At 65.9% G+C, this 19847-nt stretch carries 22 protein-coding genes; 12 read left to right on the forward strand and 10 right to left on the reverse strand.

Annotation, left to right across the window (positions count from 1 at the left end; all coding sequences use genetic code 11):
• Positions 1–102: 102 nt before the first annotated feature.
• Together H9K76_RS11705 and azu are read right to left on the reverse strand one after the other, a co-directional pair.
• A complete protein-coding gene (locus H9K76_RS11705) occupies positions 103–312 on the reverse strand; it encodes a hypothetical protein (RefSeq protein WP_187595621.1) in 210 nt (69 codons plus the stop codon).
• Positions 313–581: 269 nt separating this feature from the next.
• Positions 582–1055, reverse strand: a complete 474-nt coding sequence (gene azu / locus H9K76_RS11710) for an azurin (protein WP_187595622.1) — start codon at positions 1053–1055, stop codon at positions 582–584.
• Between the two features lie 178 nt (positions 1056–1233).
• Between azu and H9K76_RS11715 the strand changes: the two genes are divergently transcribed.
• The 5 genes from H9K76_RS11715 (at position 1234) to H9K76_RS11735 (ending at position 5823) form a co-directional block, all read left to right on the forward strand.
• Entirely contained in the window at positions 1234–1839 is a 606-nt protein-coding gene (locus H9K76_RS11715) for an IMPACT family protein (protein WP_187595623.1), read from the forward strand.
• Between the two features lie 116 nt (positions 1840–1955).
• A complete protein-coding gene (locus tag H9K76_RS11720) occupies positions 1956–3380 on the forward strand; it encodes a dihydrolipoyl dehydrogenase (RefSeq protein WP_187595624.1) in 1425 nt (474 codons plus the stop codon).
• A gap of 47 nt (positions 3381–3427) precedes the next feature.
• Positions 3428–3727 (forward strand): helix-turn-helix transcriptional regulator, encoded by a 300-nt coding sequence (locus H9K76_RS11725; RefSeq protein WP_187595625.1) that lies wholly within the window; start codon positions 3428–3430, stop codon positions 3725–3727.
• A 27-nt stretch (positions 3728–3754) separates the two neighbouring features.
• Positions 3755–5068: a type II toxin-antitoxin system HipA family toxin gene (locus tag H9K76_RS11730; RefSeq protein WP_187595626.1), complete on the forward strand. Its 1314-nt coding sequence runs from the start codon at positions 3755–3757 to the stop codon at positions 5066–5068.
• A 143-nt stretch (positions 5069–5211) separates the two neighbouring features.
• Positions 5212–5823 (forward strand): GAF domain-containing protein, encoded by a 612-nt coding sequence (locus H9K76_RS11735; protein WP_187595627.1) that lies wholly within the window; start codon positions 5212–5214, stop codon positions 5821–5823.
• A gap of 30 nt (positions 5824–5853) precedes the next feature.
• Here H9K76_RS11735 and H9K76_RS11740 read toward each other — a convergent pair whose 3' ends face one another.
• Together H9K76_RS11740 and H9K76_RS11745 are read right to left on the reverse strand one after the other, a co-directional pair.
• Positions 5854–6186 (reverse strand): SMR family transporter, encoded by a 333-nt coding sequence (locus H9K76_RS11740; RefSeq protein WP_187595628.1) that lies wholly within the window; start codon positions 6184–6186, stop codon positions 5854–5856.
• Positions 6187–6473: 287 nt separating this feature from the next.
• Positions 6474–7340 carry a fumarylacetoacetate hydrolase family protein gene (locus tag H9K76_RS11745; protein ID WP_187595629.1) on the reverse strand — a complete coding sequence of 289 codons (867 nt, stop codon included), beginning with the start codon at positions 7338–7340 and terminating at the stop codon, positions 6474–6476.
• Positions 7341–7512: 172 nt separating this feature from the next.
• Here H9K76_RS11745 and H9K76_RS11750 point away from each other — a divergent pair, with 172 nt between their 5' ends.
• The 3 genes from H9K76_RS11750 (at position 7513) to H9K76_RS11760 (ending at position 9261) form a co-directional block, all read left to right on the forward strand.
• On the forward strand, positions 7513–8142 hold the full coding sequence (locus tag H9K76_RS11750; RefSeq protein WP_187595630.1) for a chromate transporter: 630 nt from the start codon (positions 7513–7515) through the stop codon (positions 8140–8142).
• Positions 8139–8714 carry a chromate transporter gene (locus tag H9K76_RS11755; protein ID WP_187595631.1) on the forward strand — a complete coding sequence of 192 codons (576 nt, stop codon included), beginning with the start codon at positions 8139–8141 and terminating at the stop codon, positions 8712–8714. Before H9K76_RS11750 ends, H9K76_RS11755 begins: the two co-directional genes overlap by 4 nt.
• A 97-nt stretch (positions 8715–8811) precedes the next feature.
• Positions 8812–9261 (forward strand): DMT family transporter, encoded by a 450-nt coding sequence (locus H9K76_RS11760; protein WP_187595632.1) that lies wholly within the window; start codon positions 8812–8814, stop codon positions 9259–9261.
• 26 nt (positions 9262–9287) lie between these two features.
• On the opposite strand, the gene H9K76_RS11765 is transcribed toward H9K76_RS11760, so the two are convergent.
• Genes H9K76_RS11765 through H9K76_RS11775 form a run of 3 tightly spaced genes read right to left on the reverse strand, consistent with a single transcriptional unit; the run spans position 9288 to position 12532 of the window.
• Complete coding sequence (locus H9K76_RS11765; protein WP_425489570.1) at positions 9288–10079, reverse strand: SIR2 family NAD-dependent protein deacylase; 792 nt, start codon at positions 10077–10079, stop codon at positions 9288–9290.
• Positions 10080–10114: 35 nt separating this feature from the next.
• Positions 10115–10864, reverse strand: coding sequence for a 23S rRNA (guanosine(2251)-2'-O)-methyltransferase RlmB (gene rlmB / locus H9K76_RS11770; protein WP_187595633.1), 750 nt, complete (start codon positions 10862–10864; stop codon positions 10115–10117).
• Positions 10865–10915: 51 nt separating this feature from the next.
• The gene (locus H9K76_RS11775; protein WP_187595634.1) at positions 10916–12532 is read right to left on the reverse strand and encodes a 4-hydroxyphenylacetate 3-hydroxylase family protein; all 1617 of its coding nucleotides are present in this window, start codon (positions 12530–12532) and stop codon (positions 10916–10918) included.
• Between the two features lie 153 nt (positions 12533–12685).
• On the opposite strand from H9K76_RS11775, the gene H9K76_RS11780 reads away from it, so the two are divergent.
• Positions 12686–13297, forward strand: coding sequence for a TetR/AcrR family transcriptional regulator (locus tag H9K76_RS11780; protein WP_343066203.1), 612 nt, complete (start codon positions 12686–12688; stop codon positions 13295–13297).
• 215 nt (positions 13298–13512) lie between these two features.
• Entirely contained in the window at positions 13513–14724 is a 1212-nt protein-coding gene (gene sstT, locus H9K76_RS11785; RefSeq protein WP_187595636.1) for a serine/threonine transporter SstT, read from the forward strand.
• 10 nt (positions 14725–14734) lie between these two features.
• Here the strand turns inward: sstT and H9K76_RS11790 are convergent, their stop codons facing one another.
• Positions 14735–15445: an ABC transporter ATP-binding protein gene (locus H9K76_RS11790; protein ID WP_187595637.1), complete on the reverse strand. Its 711-nt coding sequence runs from the start codon at positions 15443–15445 to the stop codon at positions 14735–14737.
• A 69-nt stretch (positions 15446–15514) separates the two neighbouring features.
• Between H9K76_RS11790 and H9K76_RS11795 the strand changes: the two genes are divergently transcribed.
• A complete protein-coding gene (locus H9K76_RS11795) occupies positions 15515–16153 on the forward strand; it encodes an arylesterase (protein WP_187595638.1) in 639 nt (212 codons plus the stop codon).
• A gap of 27 nt (positions 16154–16180) precedes the next feature.
• On the opposite strand, the gene H9K76_RS11800 is transcribed toward H9K76_RS11795, so the two are convergent.
• Positions 16181–17419 (reverse strand): PLP-dependent transferase, encoded by a 1239-nt coding sequence (locus tag H9K76_RS11800; RefSeq protein ID WP_187595639.1) that lies wholly within the window; start codon positions 17417–17419, stop codon positions 16181–16183.
• Positions 17420–17474: 55 nt separating this feature from the next.
• On the reverse strand, positions 17475–17981 hold the full coding sequence (locus H9K76_RS11805) for a BON domain-containing protein (protein ID WP_187595640.1): 507 nt from the start codon (positions 17979–17981) through the stop codon (positions 17475–17477).
• Between the two features lie 189 nt (positions 17982–18170).
• Here H9K76_RS11805 and H9K76_RS11810 point away from each other — a divergent pair, with 189 nt between their 5' ends.
• Positions 18171–19844, forward strand: a complete 1674-nt coding sequence (locus H9K76_RS11810) for a SulP family inorganic anion transporter (protein ID WP_187595641.1) — start codon at positions 18171–18173, stop codon at positions 19842–19844.
• Positions 19845–19847 lie beyond the last annotated feature (3 nt).

Genomic DNA, 19847 nt, shown 5'->3' on the forward strand with positions numbered 1-19847 from the left:
TCACCTGCGGCAGGATTTCCCAATGACGAAGCGGGCGCAAGGCCCGCTTTCTTCACATTCCAGATGCCAATCCCTAGGGAACCGGTGCACCTGCCGGCTATGTCACCACTCGCCCAGCGAGCGGACGACCTGGTCCAGATCGGCCGGCGGCTCGATGTAGGCCGAACGCAGCAATTGTCCATTGCGCAGGCGCACGGGCGCCGGCAAGGGCTGGGAGTGTGTCACCGGCTGGATCTCACTGGCGAGCCACAATCCGGCTGCATCGTGCGACACGACGTAGTCAGTGGGAACGGTGATATAGCTTGGCGACATGGCAACTCCTCTCGATTGCGGGATGGACGGCGGGGAAAAACTCCTTGGTGGGTGGAAGGTGCCTGGTTGCCCGGCCCCACGATGGGCAGAGCTCGGGATGGCCAAAGCAGTTCCTATGTATATCAACGCGCCAGTAGTCAATTTGGCTGACAGGAAAACGACAGTTTTCGCACGGAAAAAGTAAGACGGCGTAACCAGATGGCTACGCCGCCCAATGAACTGCGCGGCCCCGTGGGCAGCAATGCCACCACAGGCCGCGTCGGTGCGGGCTACTTCGCGAGCGTCAAGGCACCCTTCATGATGCCCGAGTGACCAGGGAACGAGCAGAAGAACGTGTAGTCCTCGCCGGCCTTGAGCTTGCCAACGGCGAACGTGACGGAGTCGCTCTCGCCGCCGCCAATGACCTTGGTGTGTGCGATCACGCGGGCATCCGCCGGCTTCAGGTAGTCCTTGTCGATGCCCGCGGCAATGCCGTCGTTGGCGATGCCCTGCATGTCGGCCGTTCGGGACAGCACCCAGTTGTGGCCCATGGCGCTCTTGGGCATCTTGCCCACGTGCTTGAGCTTGACCGTGAACTGCTTGCACGCCGCGGGAACGCTGATGGCCTTGGTGTTGAACTGCATGGCGTCGTTGCTCTCGATCTCGGCGCTGCAATTGGGCGCCGCGAACGCGGGCGCGGCCAGGCATGCGGCCGTCGACACGAAGGCAGCAGCGATCAATTTCAGGAAAGAAGGTTTTTTCATGGTGTGCTCACTCATTGGCTGGTAGATGACAGGTGCATGCTAGGGGTTGACCCTGGGTTAGCCTTTGATACTCATCAATTGACTACTCCTCAATTGACCGTGGATCAACCTGCGCGGGCCGGAAACCGCCCTTAGGACCGGCGGGAGCGGCCACAGCTCGGGTAAGCTCACATGTGACATGCCCCACACCCTGAAATCAGCCGTCCACAGCGAACTCATCATCAAGAAAAGCCGTTTCATCGGCTGCGTGCAACCGATGGCCGACCGCGCCAGTGCCCAGGCCGTGGTCGACGCGCTGCGCCTGCAGCATCCCGGGGCAGCCCATGTCTGCTGGGCACTGCTGGCGGGCGGACAGTCGGCCGCCGTGGATGACGGCGAGCCCAGTGGCACGGCTGGCAGGCCGATGCTCGACGTGCTGCGGCACCAGGACCTGGAGGGTGTGCTCGCCACCGTCGTGCGCTATTTCGGCGGCGTGAAACTGGGTGCTGGCGGGCTGGTGCGCGCCTACACCGACAGCATCGCGCAAGCGCTGCTGCAGGCCGAGAAGGTGGAGCGCCGCGTGATGGTCGAGCTTGAATGCACCCTGCCCTACGCGCAGGAAGGCCTGCTGCGCCGCGAGATCGACAGCGCGGGCGCGCAACTCGTCGACGTCGCGCACGCAAGCCAGGTGGTCGCCCGCGTGCAGATGCCGCAATCCGATGCCACCGCCTTCATGGCCCGGCTGAACGACCTGACCCAGGGCCGCATCGGCTGGTTGAACGACGGATCGAACCCCGCGCGATGACGTGGAGGTGACCCCATCCTGGCAGCCTGTGTGCGGGGCCGCAGCCTACAGCGCCCGGCAAGCGACTGTCCGACACTTGGGATGCAGGAACTTTCACTCCCCCACCTCCACAGCACATGCACGAGAACATCGACACCCTCATCATCGGCGCCGGCTCCGCCGGCCTCGCGGCCCTTCGTGAAGTACGCAAGCGCACGGACAGTTTCCTGATCGTCAACGACGGCCCGTGGGGAACGACCTGCGCACGCGTCGGCTGCATGCCCTCCAAACTGCTGATCGAGGCTGCAAACGCCTTTCACCGCAGGAATAGCTTCGAAGCCTTCGGCATTCGCGGTGCCGGACAACTGCATGTCGACCTGCCCGCGGTGCTCCATCGGGTGCGCTCGCTGCGCGACGGCTTCGTCGCCGGAACCATCCAGGACAGCGATGCGGGCGACCGGCAGATCAGCGGCCGCGCCCACCTGCTGGGCCCCGATCGCGTGAGCGTGAATGGGAAGGAGTACCGCGCCCGCCGCATCATCATCGCCACCGGCACGCGGCCGCGCTTCGAGAACGCCTGGAGGTCGCTCGGCGACCGGGTGCTCACCACCGATTCGCTGTTCGAGCAGCCTACGCTCGGCAGGCGCATGGCCGTGCTGGGCCTGGGTGCGGTGGGCACCGAGATGGCGCAGGCGCTGGCACGGCTCGGCATCGAGGTGACCGCCTTCGTGACACGCCGGTCCGCTGCAGGCCTGAGCGACCCCGAGGTGCTGGGCGCCCTCTGGCCGCTGCTGGAGAGGGAATTCGCCATCCACGTGGGCGAGCGCGCCCGGCTCGCCGCGCATGCGCACGGTGTCGAGGTGATCAGCGGCGATCACCGCGTCGTCGTCGACCAGGTGCTGGTCGCCTCGGGCCGTGTGCCCAATGTGGAGGGCCTGGGCCTCGACACGCTGGGCGTGACGCTCGACGAGCATGGACTGCCGCCCTTCGACCGCAACTCCCGCCAGGTGGCGGACCTGCCGGTCTTCATTGCCGGGGATCTCGACCCCGCACGCGCCCTGCTCCACGAGGCCGTGGACGAAGGCCACATCGCCGGCATGAACGCCTTTGCCGGACAACCGCAAGGGTTTCGCCGCCGCACGGCGCTGGCCATCACGTTCAGCCAGCCCAACGCCGCAGTCGTCGGCAGATCGTTCAAGGAGCTTTCCGGCGAGGACATCGTGATCGGCCACATTGACTTCTCCCGCCAGGGACGTGCGCGCATCGCGCAGGAGAACGCCGGGCTGCTGCGCGTCTATGCCGATCGTGCCACGGGCCGCCTGCTGGGCTCGGAGATGTGCGCCCCTGCCGGCGAGCATCTGGCCCACCTGCTGGCGCTGGCCGTCAACAATGGACTGACGGTGCAGCAAATGCTGAACATGCCCATCTACCATCCCGTGCTGGAGGAAGGCCTGCGCACCGCACTGCGCCGGGCGGCCAGCCAATGGAGCGCAAAGGGAGGTGACAAGGCGGTTTCCGACCTGGAGGCCTGCGACCTGAATCGGTGTGGGGTCATGGATTAAAGATTCAAAATATACTCTTTTCAATGAAAAAGAGTATATTTAGCATCATGACTGATGCTTTGATTCAATCACTGGTAGCTGCGCGCAAGGCGCAGAAGATGACCCAGGCCGAGCTCGCCGAGCAGGCCGGGCTCTCCCGCATGGCGGTGCAGCGCACCGAGACCGGCGATGTCGATCCGCGCCATTCCACGCTGGCCGAGATGGCGCGGGTGCTGGGGCTACAGATGATGGCCGTGCCGGCCGATCTGGTCCCGGCGTTGCAGGCGTTCGTGCAGTCTGGCGGCAAGTTCCTCGGCCAGCCGGCAGGTGCCGACGCTCCGCCTTCCATCGTGGACAGCCTGCGCTGACCCCTGCTTCAGCGAAAGCCCGCTGCCATGTCCACCTCCATCCGCTACCTTCGCCTGTACATGCACCTGCCCGCAGCGCTGGGGGGCGGCCGGCGGGCGATCGGCTATCTTTCCCAGTATGGCGACATCCTGCGTGTCTCGTTCGAGCGCGACTACATCGCGGATGCCGACCGCCCCACGCTTTCGCTGAGCTACCGCGGTGCGAACGAGCGCGACACCGAGAGCATTCTTTCGTCGGCACGCGACGCGCGGCTGGTGCGCACCGACGGGCGCTGGCCGGTGTATTTTCAGAACCTGCTGCCCGAGGGCCATAACCGCGAGAGGCTGGCGCACGAGCGCGGCTGCTCGCCCGATGACGAATTCGAGCTGCTGGCGGCCGCCGGGCACGATCTGATGGGAGCGCTCGAGGTCGAGCCCATCCCGCCGCAGGAAGACATTCCGGAGGTCGTGCGCTACTGGCACACCACGCAGGGGCTTGACGTGCTGGAGCCGGGCTTTGTCGAGTCCCCGGTGGCCGACGCCGCGTCGTTGCCCGGCATCGTCACGAAGTTCAGTGCCGTGCAGGACGGTCGCCGCTACACGGTGCACCGGCGTGGCGCAGCGGGCAGCGTGATCCTGAAGCTGCCCACCACGCAGCACCCGGATCTCGTGGCCAACGAATTCACCTGCTATCGGCTCTGCCAGGCGCTCGGACTGCAGACGGCCGACGCCAGCATCGTTTCGCGCGAGCAAGCCGAATTGCCCGAGCATGTCCCGTTCGAAGAGATCCTGGCCGTGCAGCGCTTCGACCACCTGCCCGATGGCACGCGTGTTCACATGGAGGAGTTCAACCAGGCGCTGGGCTATGCTCCGCGCCACAAGTACGGCAAGGGCCTGAAGCAGGACTGGCCCACGATGCTGCGCGTGCTTGACCGCCTGAGCCCCCAGCCGGTGCAGGACACGCGCGAGTTCCTCGCGCGCACAGTGGCGGCGATCCTGATGGGCAACACCGATGCGCATCTCAAGAACTGGGCGCTGATCTACCCCGACGGCCGCCAGCCTCGGCTGGCACCGGTCTATGACTGCGTGTGCGTCGCCGCATTCTTCGAGGGAACGTCGGCCCAGCAATATGCCGTGAACAAGGCCATCGACCACACCATGGTGCGGCTCGGCTGGGACGACCTGCAGGCGCTCATCCAGTCGGCCGGACTGCTGCGGGCCTCCCGCCATATCGCGCTGCTCAAGGAGCTGGTCACCAGGGCCCGGGCCGAATGGCCCGCGCTGCTGCGCGATGCACCGCCCGCCATGCGCTCCACCGTGCTGGCGCGGCTGGCGGACGGCGTTGCGATTGCAGCCGGTTGAACCCGCGAGACCCATGAAACCCGTGAGAAATAGCTACACCTGTAACGCGCAACTTCTCACAATCACGCTCATCCCTCGCTAAACTCGGATGCCACAACCATCCACCTTCCGCATCTCAAGCCAGCAAAGGGATTGAATCGGCCATGCACATCTGGGACTATGCACCGGACGCACTCGAAGTCAGCGTCAGCGAATTGATCGTCACCACCGCCGACCAGGGCGATATCCTGGTGGACGACACCGTCAGGCAGGTACTCCATGACCTGCGCCAGAACCTGAACATGGACGTGATCTTCATCTCGGAGATCCGCGACGGCAAGCGCATGTTCAAGCATGTCGACAGCAAGCCTGGCTGCAACCTGATCACCACGGGCGGCGGTTCGCGGCTGGAAGAATCGTTCTGCCAATGCGTGCTGGAGGGGCGCCTGCCCAAGCTGGTCCACGATGCGGAGACGCTGCGCCAAAGCGCCAAGCTGCCGGACACGCCATTTCGCGTCGGCGCACACATCAGCGCGCCCATCGTGCTAGCGGATGGCCACGTCTATGGCACGCTGTGCACCTTCAGCGTCGCGGCCGATCCCTCGCTGACCCAGAAGGATCTGCAGAAGCTGGAATGCGTAGCCCGCGTCGCAGCCAAGCGCATCGACACACGCCTTCATGCGGCACGGGAGGAAGCCATCGCCGGCTGGGAGCTGCAGCCGATAGCGCACAACGACAGCAAGAGGGACTGGAGCGACAAGCTCGGCCGCAAGTGATCCGAAGGCGCGCCACCGCGCGCATCGGGATCAATGTCCGGACGTCTTGGAAAACAGCTGGATGACCACGACGCCCAGCACGATCAGGGCCATGCCTGCCATGGCCGCGAAGTCGAGCTTCTGCCCTTGCAGCAGCCACGCGGCCAGAGAGATCAGGACAATGCCCACGCCCGACCAGATGGCGTACACGACGCCCGTCGGTATGGTCTTCATGACCTGCGACAGCAGGTAGAACGATACGCAGTAACCCAGAATGGACAGGGCACTGGGCACGAGACGTTCGAAGCCGTTGGATGCCTTGAGTGCCGTCGTGGCAAAGACCTCGGCCACGATGGCCCCACCGAGCATGAGAAAAGCGTACATAGGAATGTGAGGGTAACCGCCCCGGCAGGACGCCGAAGCCCGAGGCAAGCCTACCGGAATTCACAAGCCACGGGGCGGCACCGGCAATAGGCGCAAGCGCACCTTGGGACCCTCTGCACGAATCAGATCGACGCATGCCAGCGCGGTCTCGGGCGGTCTGCGGCGTTGAAAATCCTCGCGATAGCTACGGCTATCCCTGCGGTTTTCGCCTTGCAGCCCATCCCGATCCGCACTAGCTGCTTGTCGATCGATTCGTGCAGAGGGTCCCTTGCGCGCCCGCTCCTTCTTCATCCCGCCTGCACGCACCTCAGCCGCTGCTCCCCGAGGCCCGTGATCCCCAGCCGCATCTCGTCGCCGGCCTTCAGGAACCTGGGCTCGGGCTTGCGGCCCAGTCCCACGCCCGCCGGCGTGCCCGTCAGCACGATGTCTCCTGCCTCCAGCGTCATGAAGTCGCTGATGTAGGAAAGCACCGAAGGCACATCGAAGATGAAATTCCGGGTGTTTCCGTCCTGCATGCGCTCTCCATTCACATCCAGCCAGAGTGCCAGCGCATGCGGGTCGCCCACCTCGTCGGCCGTCACCAGCCAGGGGCCGACGGGCGCGAAGGTGTCGTAGCTCTTGCCCTTGTCCCACTGGCCGCCGCGCTCGATCTGGTAGGCGCGCTCGGACACATCGTTGGCCAGCACATAGCCCGCCACGTGCCGCAGCGCATCCTCCTTCTTCACATGCTTGAGGCGCGAGCCGATCACGATGCCAAGCTCCACCTCCCAATCCACCTTCTGTGCGCCGGGAGGAATCTGCACGGCGTCCTGCGGACCGCTGAGCGTGGTGACGGCCTTCATGAACAGTACCGGCTCCTTCGGCACGGCCATGCCCGCCTCCTCGGCATGGTCGCGGTAGTTCAGGCCCACGCAGACGATCTTGCCCACGCCGCCCACCGGGCATCCCAGGCGCACCCCGGACTCCCCCGCATCGACGACATCGACCACGGGCAGGCGCTCCACGTCGATGGCCGACAGGGCCGCCAGCGTGCGCGGAGCCAATTGCGCCGGACCGATATCGGGCAGCAGCATCGAGAGATCGCGCACACGGCCCTGCGCGTCCACCACACCCGCGCGCTCCGCACCGCGCGCACCATATCTGACCAATTTCATGACGGGACTCCTTCAATGATCCCGCCATGGTATGCGGTGCCGTACGCGGTGCCACCATCCCTTCGCCGCTGCAACCATCTCCGAGGCGGATGCCCGCATCTCGTTCGGCGATGGCTGGGGACCGTGCGGGGCGCGTCGCTGGCGGTACCATCGACAGCTCAAACTCAGCACCATGGCCCCTCCAGCAACGCCCACGACCACGCCAGAACCCGCCCCCGAGCGGCCTGCCAACCTCAAGGCGCTGTTCTGGGCCTTCACCTGGCTAGCCCTGCAGGGGTTTGGCGGCGTGCTTGCCGTGGTGCAGCGCGAACTCGTGACGCGCCGGCGATGGCTGAGCAACGAGGAGTTCATCGAGGACTGGGCAGTCGCCCAGATCCTGCCCGGACCCAACGTGGTGAATCTCTCCATCATGATCGGCGACCGCTATTTCGGCCTGCGTGGAGCAGCCACCGCCGTGCTTGGCATGCTCGCCATCCCGACCTTTCTCGTGGTCGGGCTGGCGGTGGTCTACCTCCACTTCTCGTCGATCCCGCAGGTGGCCGGGGCATTGCGCGGCATGGGGGCCGTGGCGGCGGGCCTGGTGATGGGCGCGGGCCTCCGCTTGACTGGCGCGCTTGCAAGGCATCCCCTGGGGGGCCCGCTGGCCATGGCGTTCGCCGTGGTCACCTTCATCGCCATGGGCCTGCTGCGCCTGCCGCTCGGCTGGGTCCTGCTGGTGGTCGGCGGCTTCGCCTGCACGCTGACCTGGTTCCGGCTCGGGCTCGCCGCGGCATCGACCCTCCACGGGGAGCCGCGCCCATGACCACCGCAGACTGGCTGCACCTCTTCCTCTACTACCTGCTGCTGTCCCTCATGTCCGTCGGCGGGGCCATCGCCACGGCGCCGGACATGCACCGCTTCCTGGTGTCCGAACACGGCTGGCTCACCGACCTGCAGTTCAACAACTCCATCGCCATTGCCCAATCAGCACCAGGGCCAAACGTACTGTTCGTGGGCCTGTTCGGCTGGAACGTCGGCATGAACGCAGCCGGGAGCGCACCGCACGGCTGGCTGATGGGCGCGCTCGGACTGGTGGTCTGCATGGTGGGCGTGCTGCTGCCCAGCAGCACCGTCACCTGGCTGACCATACGCTGGGCTCAGCGCCATCGCGAGCGCCGCGCCGTGCGTGCATTCCGCTTGGGGCTGGCACCGCTGGTCGTGGGACTGATCTGCTCCACCGGCTGGGTGCTCGCCGGATCCAGCGGAGGCATCATGCAGGCGTGGCCGCTGTGGAGCCTGTCCGCGGTGACCGCGCTCATCGTCTGGCGCACCCGCATTCACCTGCTGTGGTTGCTGGCCGCCGGGGCCGCGCTGGGGGCCATTGGGCTGGTGTGACGGGAATGCGGCGCTGCAGCAGATGTTTGGAACAGGCAGCGGATATGACGGTATCCGAAGCACGAAACACACACTATTCAAGGAGATCGGACCCGCCATGCCAAACCTTATCTCATCCCTGATCGTCGTCGGCGCCGGCATCAGCGTGGCCCTGCAGCAAGTGCTCAATGCCAGCCTGCGCACACAGGTGGGCTCCCCCTGGTGGGCCGGCTTCGTGAGCTATTTCGTCGGGTGCGTCGCCATGCTGGTCGTGGCGCTGATCATGTCCGGCCCCACGCTGTCGCTGTCCGGACTGACTTCGGCCCCCGGGGCATGGATGTCATGGACCGGCGGCCTGTTCGGTGCAATCTTCATTGCCGTGGTCATCCTGATGATGCCCAAGCTCGGCGCGGCCTACGTCATCTGCCTGATCGTCGTGGGTCAGATGGTGGGTTCCCTGCTGTTCGATCACTTCGGCATCCTGGGGCTGCAGCAGCAGCCCATCACGCTGGTCCGAGCCCTTGGCGGGGTATTGCTGATAGCGGGGGTGCTGCTCGTCAGGGCCTGAGCACTGGAAAAGCAACCCCACGTTCCTCAGGCGGCAATCCGCCCGTCGCCCGTGCCCAGGATCCAGGGCAACGCCACCGAAGCCGAGCTGCGCACGATCAGGTCCGCCGCATCATCGAGCTCACTGGGTGCGGGATTCACGATCACCACCCTGGCCCCCACGCGGGATGCCAGGCGGGCCAGACCGGCAGCGGGGTAGACGGCGCCTGCCGTTCCCACCACCAGCATCAGGTCGCAATGCTCGGCGGCATGCTGTGCACGGCCCAGGATCTTGATGGGCAAGGCTTCCCCAAACCACACCACGGCGGGCCGGACGAGATTGCCGCAGCGGTCGCAGTGCGGCGGATCGCCTGCCACGGCCCAGTCGAGATGGCAGCAATCGCGCGGCGTGTCGAGCCATGCCTGGGCGTTCAGGTTGCCGTGCAGGCACAGCACGTCGGCGCTTCCGGCACGCTGATGCAGGCCGTCGACGTTCTGCGTGACCAGCGTGAAATCACCGCCGTGGAGTTTCTCGAAGGTGGCCAGGGCCTCGTGGCCCGCATTGGGCCTGACCTTGGCGACGAGTTCGCGACGGTACTCGTACCAGCGCCAGACCATGGCCGGATTGGCGAGATAACCTTCCCGCGAGGCCATGTCCTCGGGCCGGTATTGCGCCCAGAACCCCGTCTGGGCATCCCGGAAGGTGGGCACGCCGGATTCGGCGCTGATGCCTGCACCCGTGAGGACCACGATGTTTCTGGCCGTTGCCACCCAGCGGGCGGCAACGGCCATGGGCTCTTCTTGTTCGGCCTGCCCTGTCGCCTGTTCTTCGCTATGCATGACGGCTCATTCCGTGGGTTCGAGGTGCTGCGGGCTCAGCCACGCTGGCGCACGGCCTCATACAGGCACACGGCGCTGGCGACCGACACGTTCAGGCTCTCGACCGCGCCCTTCATGGGAATCTTCACCAGTTGGTCGCAGGTCTTGCGCGTGAGCTGGCGCATGCCGTCGCCTTCCGCACCCAGCACCAGCGCCACGGCCCCCTTGAGGTCGACTTCGTAGATCGTCCTGTCGGCATCGCCGCTCGTACCGATGCACCAGATGTTGCGCTCCTTCAGCTCGTTCAAGGTCCGCGCGAGATTGGTCACCATGAAGTACGGCACGGTCTCCGCCGCACCGCTGGCCACCTTGGCCACGGTGGCGTTGATGCCCGCCGCATTGTCCTTGGGTGCGATCACTGCGTGCACGCCCGCGCCATCGGCCACGCGCAGGCACGCGCCGAGATTGTGGGGATCGGTCACGCCATCGAGCACCAGCAGGAGCGGGTTCTTCACGCCATCGGCCTCGAGCTGGTCGAGCAGGTCGTCAAGCGACTTCACCTGCGCGATTTCCTGCACGCGCGCGGCCACGCCCTGGTGGCCGTGGCTGCCGGCCAGCTTGGCGATGCGCAGCGAGTCTGCCTCGATCAGTCGCACCCCCGCCTCCTTGGCACGTTCGATGAACTGGCGCATGCGCGCATCGCGGCGCGTGGCTTCGTAATAAACCTCGATGATCGATTGCGGCGCAGTTTTCATGCGCACGCCGACGGCGTGAAAGCCGAACAGGACTTTGGGGGTGGATGACATCCCGCCATTATCGCGCGCAGCGCGTGGAGCGGGGAGAAGGCGCAAAGCGCCTCAGAGGGGTGCTCTCTTCATCGGAACCATCACGGGCTGGCCCGGCGTGGTGCAGCCGGTATCACAGCAACGGCCGGGCTGCCGGTTGCGGGTGATGGACCGTTCACCGTCATCAGCGAGCACGCCGCGATCAAGCAGGCGCTCCACCAGATCCACCTTGTTGCCAAGGGGATAGTTGCGCCAGATCTCCTGCTTGAGCGCCGCGGGCGAGCCACCTCCATGCAGGCTGATCAGCGAATACCAGCCCGCCTGGTACGAGGCCGTGAGGTCCTCCATGAAGCGCGCCACCTCGAGGCGCTTGTCGGCCGGCACATCAGGGTTCGCGCGCAGCACTTCGGCCAGCGAGGCGGCGGTGGCCGGGTTGTGGTCCTCGTCCGGCCCGGGCAGCGCAACGATGAGGCCACCCGACACCTCGTGGGCCAGGCGGTGCATGTCGTAGATCTGCGTGGCCAGCAGCAGCTTGCCGATGTTGCTGAACACCGGATCGGGCATGAAGCTGCCGCTGTGCCTGTCCTGCGTGGCGTAGACGCTTGCGGCCACGCCGCAGGCGAAGAAACCCTCGACGATCTTGATGAGTTCCACCATGGGCTCGCGCAGGTTGCTCTTCTCGTCGGGCAGCAGGCCGTTGGCCTCGCACATCAGCGCGCCCGCGCCGATCAGCAGGTCGCCAAAGCCCGCGCGCGCCGCAATGCAGCTGTGGCGATGGTGCGTGGCATAGCTGTAGGTGAGCATGTGGCTCAGTTCCCATTCGCCTTCGAAGAATACGCGGTCCCACGGCACGAAGACCTGGTCGAAGATGACCACGGCGGTGGCCTGCCCGTAGCGGCGCGAGAACAGCGCGGCACCGTGCTCGTTCTTCTCACCCGGGCGTCCCGCAGGACGCGAGACCATGGTCACGCCCTTCGCATCGACCGGCACGGCGCAGCACACGGCGAAGTCGGCGTCCTCCTTCCCCATGTTGCGGCTGGGCATGACCAGCAGTTCGTGCATGTAGGGCGCACCGGTCACGATGGCCTTGGTGCCGCTGATCACGATGCCCCTGGCATCGCGGCTCACCACATGCACATAGGTGTCGGGGTTGGCCTGCTGGTGCGGCTTCTTGCTGCGGTCGCCCTTGGCGTCGGTCATCGCCACCCCGAGCGCGATGTCGCGATCCTGCACGTCGGCCAGGTAGGCGGCAAAGCGAGCGCGATGTTCCGTGCCGCCGCGCGCATCGTCGATGTGCGCCACGGCCTGCGCGATGCCGTTGAGCGCATCGTGGCCCAGGTAGCGCTGCGCGCAGCCGGTTTCCTGGCACAGCACCCGCACCACTTCGAGCTTGTTGAGCAGGTCGCCCGACGACTCGTTCACCTGCAGCATGCGATTGACAACACGGTTGCGGCTCGACTGCGTGGCCAGCGCCAGGCGTTCCATCTCAGGCCGCAGAGCGAAGTCGTAGGTGAAGGCCAGCGCGTTCACGCCGGGGCGCAGCGCAGGCTCGTCGGCCACGCACTCCACCCGCCGGCCGTCCACATAGACGACAGGGTTCAGGCTGCGAAGCGATTCGCGATACGCCTCGCCGGTCATCAGCGTGGCCCGGGTGGGTGGCAAGGCGGGCGTGGCGATTGGGCTTTCCATGTTCCTGTCTCCTTCATCGTGATCAATTTATTAAACACCGTTCAATATTTAAACACTGTTCAATAAATTGATCAACCGTTATCATTCGGCATGCCCCGAACTGCAGCTCTCGCAACGCCACCCCGGCTCACCCGCCCTGCCCGCCAGAAAACCATGTCGGACGCACGGCGCCAGCATGTGCTCGACGCTGCGCGCGCGGTGTTCTTCGAGCTGGGCCTCGAGGGCACCAGCATCCGCGAGATCGCCCAGCGTGCAGGCTATACGCCGGGAGCGATCTACAGCTACTTCGCCAGCAAGGAAGAGGTCTACGCCGCCCTGCTTGGCGAGTCCCTGGAACGGCTGAACGCGGCCGTCCAGGAGGCCCTGGCCCCCACCCCGCACCCGGACGACAGGCACGACGCGCGCAGGCAACTGCAGCTTGCAGCCCAGGCGTTCTTCAGCTTCTACGCGGACAACCCGCGCGACCTCGATCTCGGCTTCTACCTGTTCCAGGGCATGCAGCCGCGCGGACTGACCAGCGAGCTCGACGAACAACTGAATCGGCGGCTGCGCGATGCGCTCGCGCCGGTCCAGGAGGCACTGCAGGCATTGGGCATGACGGACACAGAGGCGCTTGCCGAAGTGACGGCGCTGTTTGCTCATGCCGTCGGACTGCTGGTCCTCAGCCACACGGGACGCATCCGGATGTTCCGGCAGAAGTCGAGCGAGCTGTTCTCCGCCTATCTGCGGCAACTGGATGAGCGCGCGCAAGGCCGTTCAGCCTGACCGCTTAAAATATCGCCCGCTGACACAGCACCGGTGCGCGATGCAAGACCTTTGCGCCGCGCACCAATCGCCCGCACCCGCCGACCATCCTTATCGCGCCGTGGTGCTTTCTTTGACCGGAAGCCTTGCGAGAGGCTACCCCAACCGCAAAATCGGCCCAAGCGCCCGAGGTGCGTACCCGAGCGTCGCGCCGCATCGGCATTGGTTGACAAACCATGATTCCTTCCCCCCTCGTGAACCTGTACCGGCGTACCAGCCTGGTGACCCAGATTGCCATCGCGCTCGTGCTCGGCATTGCCATCGCCCTGCTCTTTCCCGGTTTTGCCGTGAAGCTGTCGCTGCTGGGCACACTGTTCATCGCCGCGCTCAAGGCGGTCGCCCCGGTGCTGGTGTTCGTGCTCGTGATTGCCGCCATCAGCAACCACAAGGTGGGAGAGGCCACGCAGATCAAGTCGATCCTCGCGCTGTATGCCGCGGGAACACTGGCCGCCGCCGCTGCGGGTGTTGCCGCCAGCTTCCTGTTCCCGAGCCGGCTGGTGCTGAAGGCTCCCGCCGAAGCCATGAGCGCGCCAGGCTCGATCAGCGAGGTGCTGCTGTCCCTGCTGATGAATGTGACCAGCAATCCTGTGAAGGCGATTGCGGACGCCAACTACATCGGCATCCTGGCCTGGGCGGTGGGCCTGGGCCTCGCCCTGCGCCATGCGAGCGAAGGCACGCGCGGCACGCTGCAGGACCTGTCCGAGGCCGTCACTCAGATCATCCAGATGGTGATCCGCTTCGCGCCGCTGGGCATCCTGGGGCTGGTCGCCACCACCTTCGCCGACGCAGGCCTGGCAGCGCTCAAGGGGTATGCGCACCTGCTGGCGGTGCTGGTGGGCTGCATGCTGTTCGTGGCGCTCGTGGTCAACCCGATCATCGTCTGGTTCATGATCCGCAGGAATCCTTACCCGCTGGTGCTCACCTGCCTGCGCGAGAGCGGCGTTACCGCCTTCTTCACACGCAGCTCGGCCGCCAACATCCCCATCAACCTGGCACTTGCCAAGCGCCTGGGCCTGCACGAAGACACCTACAGCGTGGCGATCCCGCTGGGCGCCACCATCAACATGGCGGGCGCGGCCATCACGATCAGCGTGCTCTCCCTCGCGGCTGCCCATACGCTGGGCATTGTGGTGGACATCCCCACTGCGCTGCTGCTGTGCGTGGTGGCATCGGTCTGCGCCTGCGGAGCCTCCGGTGTCGCGGGTGGCTCGCTGCTGTTGATCCCGCTGGCCTGCAGCCTGTTCGGCATCTCCAACGACGTGGCCATGCAGGTGGTGGGCATCGGCTTCATCATCGGCATCCTGCAGGACTCGGCGGAAACCTCTCTGAACTCATCGACCGACGTGCTGTTCACGGCCGCGGCCAGCATGGCCGGCGACCGCAAGTAGGCACCCTTCTTCAATCGATGGCCGATACGCTTCCGGCCTCGATGAGAATGCGACGGTCGCAGCGCGCCGCGATGGCGCGGTCATGCGTGACCATCACCAGCGTCGTGCCCTGCTCGCGGTTCAGCTCGAACATGAGCTGCATGACCGTTTCTCCCGTCGCGAAGTCCAGGCTGCCCGTGGGCTCGTCGGCCAGCAGCACGGCCGGCTGTACCACGAAGGCGCGCGCGAGGGCGACGCGCTGCTGCTCGCCGCCTGAAAGCACCTTGGGATAGTGGTTCAGCCGCGCGCCGAGTCCCACGCGCGCCAGCATCTCCTGCGCCGCGGCCCGCGCACCGCGGTCTCCCGCGAGCTCCAGCGGCAGCATCACGTTCTCCAGCGCGGTGAGGTTGCCCATGAGTTGAAAGCTCTGGAACACAAATCCCATTTTCTGGCCACGCAGGGCCGCTCGGGCGTCTTCATCGAGGGCGAAGAGATCCTGGCCCGCAAGCCGCACCGTGCCGCGCGTGGGCGTGTCCAGGCCCGCGATGATCGACAGCAGCGTGCTCTTGCCGGAGCCGGAGGCGCCGACGATGGCCACGGTTTCCCTGGGCATCAGCCGGAAATCGATATCGCGCAGAATGTCCAGCGTTCCCGTCGAATCCGATACCGACTTGTGAACGCGATCGACGGCGATGATCGGTTCTGCATGGGCAGTGCTGGGAACGGAACTGGAATCAGGCATGGACAATCTCAGTGAAATGGCAGAACAAGTACGCAAGGAATGGCGGATCAAGGAATGGCAGGTCAACGAATGAACCGAAGAGACTGTATCGCGAGTGTCGTGCTCACATGCGCCGCGTGGGCTTCGCATGCACAGGCCACGCCCGCCGGGGGGCCATCCATCCTGGTGGTCGGCGACTCGATCAGCGCCGAATACGGCCTGGCACGCGGCACCGGGTGGGTCACGCTGCTTGAAAAGCAGCTCGCCGCCGACAAGGTCCCGGCCCGGGTCGTCAACGCCAGCGTGAGCGGCGATACCACCTCCGGGGGCCGCTCGCGCCTTCCCGCGCTGCTCAAGTCGCACCAACCCACCCATGTGATCCTGGAACTGGGTGCCAACGACGCGCTGCGCGGCCTTGCGCTCAAGAACACCGAAGACAATCTTGCCTGGATGACCGAGCAGGCGCAGAAGGCCGGAGCCAAGGTCACGCTGGTGGGCATGCAGGTACCGCCCAACTATGGCGCGCGGTACGGCGAGCAGTTCGCGGGGGTCTTCCCCGCGGTCGCCAGGAAGTACGGCACCGCGCTGGTGCCGTTCCTGCTCAAGGGCGTGGCGGATGATCCCGACCCGACCCGGTGGTTCCAGGCCGACCGGATTCACCCGAGCGTCCAGGCGCAGCCCAGGCTTCTGGCCAATGTCTGGCCGGTGCTCAAGCCGCAGCTCAAGTGAAGGGGCGCCTGACGAGCCATTGGCGCATCAGCGGCCGAACGCCAGCTGCAGTGCCTGCGCCAGATCGGCCTGCAGGTCGCGCGCGGCTTCGAGACCAATGGAAAAGCGCACCACGGTGCCCTGCTTCAACCCGGACGACGGCAGGCTGCGCATGTCCGGCAGCTCGTACGGCACGACAAGGCTGATCGGGCCGCCCCAGCTGTAGCCTATCTTGAACAGCCTCAGGCCGTCGCAGAAACGGTCGACCTGCTCCTGGGTGAATCGCGGGTCGATGATCACGCTGAAAAGCCCTGCGGCCGCACCATCGGGATTCTCCTGCGTGCAGCACAGGCGCTTCCAGTCGTCATGCCCCGGTGAGCCCGCAAGCGCCGGATGCAGGACCTGCACCACGGCCGGCTGCTGCTCCATGAACCGCGCCAGCTCGCGCGCCACCCGGTCATGAGCGTGGTAGCGCAATGCCATGCTGGGCAGCGAGCGCAGCACGGCCTCGACGTCATTCATGCCCACGCCAAAGCCGATGCGCATGTGCGTGAGCTTGAGCTTCATGTGCAGCGACTGGTCACGCGTGGTGATGCTGCCCATCAGCACGTCTCCGCCTCCGCTGGGATACTTGGTGAGCGCGTGCACCGACACATCGACGCCCAGGCTGCCGCCGTCGCGCAGCAGGTCGAATGGCGAGAACGCGAGGCCCGCGCCCCAGGTGTTGTCCAGCACCGAGGTGATCCGGCGTTCGCGGCAGATGCGGGCCAGGCGCAGCAGGTCGGGGAACTCCAGCGTGACGGAGCCAGGAGCCTCCAGCCAGATCAGCCGGGTGGCGGGAGAAATCTTCGCTTCGAGATCGGGAGGATCCAGCGGGTCATAGTAGCGATGGGTGATGCCATAGCGCCGGAGTTCAGCCTCGGACAGTGCCTTGTTCGGGCCGTAGGCATTATCGGGAATCAGCACTTCGTCGCCCTGCTTGAGCAGTGAGAGCGAGACAGTGGCGATCGCGGCCAGGCCGCTCGGCACCAGCAGGCACTGCAATGCGCCTTCCAGCGTCGCGATGCGCTCCTCCAGGAGATAGCTGGTGGGCGTTCCGTGCAGGCCGTAGGTATAGGCCGATTTGTCCTTCCAGTCGAAGTCGCGCATGGCGGCGACACTCGGGAAGAACACGGTCGAGGCCTTGCAGACCGGCGGCTGGGGGGCCGCAAATCCACCCGGCGCCTCGTAGCCGTGGTGGATCAGATCAGTGACGATGTCTTGGGAGGATGGCGCTTGATGAGTCATCCTTCCATGTTAGCGCCGAGCGCGGCCGCACGCAGCCCGCGCCCGGGCAAACCCGTCAGCCGTTGGATGGCTTCAGTTCGTTGACGACGCTCTTCACGCCTTCGACGGCCTGTGTCAGCCTCTCGGCATGCGCGGCATCATCCGGCGTCTTGACCGGGCCGGACAGCTTCACCACGCCATCCTTGGTGTCCACGCTGATCAGCACGGCGCTCAGGTTGGGGTCTGCCGCGAAGGCGGCCTTCACCTTGGTGGTGATGGCCGTATCGTCCAGTGCGGCAGCCGCGTTGCTGGCTGCGCTGCGAGCCGCGGCGCTGGCATCCTGCGCTGCGCTCTCCATCTTGGCCTTGGCGTCGTTGGCCGCAGTCTCGGCCTCCACCTTGGCGCGCTCCGCCGCGTTCTCGGTCTTCTCGACCGCGGCATCCAGCTTCTGGCCCGCGCTCGGCTCGCCGGGCTTCTTGTCGCACGCAGCCAGGCCGGCGGCCAGAAGCACGGCCAGTGCCACGGAGGAACCCCTGAGCCAGAGTGCGCGCGATGGATTGTCGATGTTGTGATTGAAAGCCATGGATCTGCATCCCCATTCATGAATCAAGGGCCCCACTCTATTCCCGACCCATCTGCTCGCCGCTTCGCCTGATGCAACGATCGGTGTAGGACAATCGCGACATCTGACTCCTGCACACGCTCCTTATTTCGCCGCGCGCATCGGAGGCATTAGAAACCAAACCGCACAAGAAAGAGACAACAAGCAGTGATGAACCTGCACACCATGCGCCACTGGCTGCCATTCCTGAACTGGCCGCGCCCCACCAAGGCGTTGCTCAAGGGAGAATTCATCGCAGGCATGACCGTGGGCCTGATGCTGGTGCCGCAGGGCGTCGCCTACGCCGCGCTGGCCGGGATGCCGCTGGTCACGGGCATCTACGCCTCGCTCATTCCCGCCATCGTCGCCGTGCTGTTCAGTTCGTCCACGCGCCTCGGCGTGGGTCCCACCGCGCTCACCAGCCTGCTGATCGGAGCCTCGCTCACCGGCATGGCCGAGCCCGGCAGCGCGCATTGGGTGTCGCTCGCCGTATGGCTCGCCATACTCTCCGGGCTGCTGCAGGCCTTCGTGGGCGTCGTGCGCTTCGGCTGGCTGCTCAGCCTCGTGACATCGCCCATCCTCACGGGGTTCACGCAGGCAGCGGCGCTGCTGATCCTGCTGTCGCAACTGCCCGCGCTGCTGGGACTGCGCACGAGCTGGCATGCGCTCTTCAGCAATCCCTCCATCCATCATTTCGACTTCCGCTCGCTCGCCTTCGGCGTCGGGAGCCTTGTGCTGCTCACGCTCTCCAAGCGGTTGCGGCCGACCTTTCCAGGCGCCATCGTCGTGATCTCGGGCGCGGCCCTGGTGAGCTGGCTGACGGGCTTTGCGGACAGAGGGGGCGACGTGATCGGGCATCTGCCGTCCGGCTTCCCCAGCCTGTACCTGCCGCAGTGGCTCACCTGGGACGAGTTCGGCGCGCTGCTCATGCCCACCATGGTCGTGGCGCTCGTGAGCTTCCTGGAGACCGCTTCCAGCGCCAAGATCGAGCACCAGCGCGAAGGCACTCAGTGGAACGAGAACCAGGACCTGATCGCCCAGGGCCTTGCCAAGATCAGCTCGGGCCTGACGGGCGGCTTCGCGACCAGCGCCTCGTTCTCGCGCTCGGCACTGAACCTGTATGCCGGGGCGCAGACCGGCTGGTCCAACCTGTTTGCCACCGGACTCGTGCTGGTGGCCCTGCTCTGGCTGATGCCCGAGCTCTACCATGTTCCCGATGCCGTGCTCGCCGCAGTGGTCGTGACCGCCGTGACCGGGCTGTTCAAGCCGCGCGAGATGCTGCGACTGTGGCAGGTATCGCGCGTGGAGGCCTCGATTGGCCTGGCCACCTTCGCGCTCACGATCGCCACCGCCCCGCGCATCTACTGGGGTGTGCTGGCGGGGGTGGTCGCCAATCTGTGCCTGTTCATCTACCAGCGCATGCACCCTCGCATCATCGAGGTGGGCCTGCACCCCGACGGCAGTCTGCGCGACCGCAGGCTCTGGCAACTGCCGCCCCTCGCTCCCGGGCTGCTGGCCGTGCGCATGGACGCCGAGCTCGACTTCGCGAGCGCCGCGTCGCTGGAGCGGCGCATTACATCCGAGCTGCAATCGAGGGCGGACATCCGTGATGTATGCATCTTTGCCTCGTCCATCAACCGCATCGACATCACCGGCGTCGAGACCTTTCAGCGCCTGCGCTGGCATTTGAAGAAGACCGGTGGCACGCTGACACTGAGCGGCCTGAAGCTGCCGGTGGAGCAGCGGCTGTCGCGCGCCGACGCCCTGGGCGAGGATCCGCATCTCAGGCTCTACCGTACGGATACGGAAACCCTGGCTTCGCTCCAATCCCGGCCTGAAGGATAATTA

This window comes from Diaphorobacter ruginosibacter (genome assembly GCF_014395975.1).
In the GTDB taxonomy this organism is placed as follows: Bacteria; Pseudomonadota; Gammaproteobacteria; order Burkholderiales; family Burkholderiaceae_C; genus Diaphorobacter_A; species Diaphorobacter_A ruginosibacter.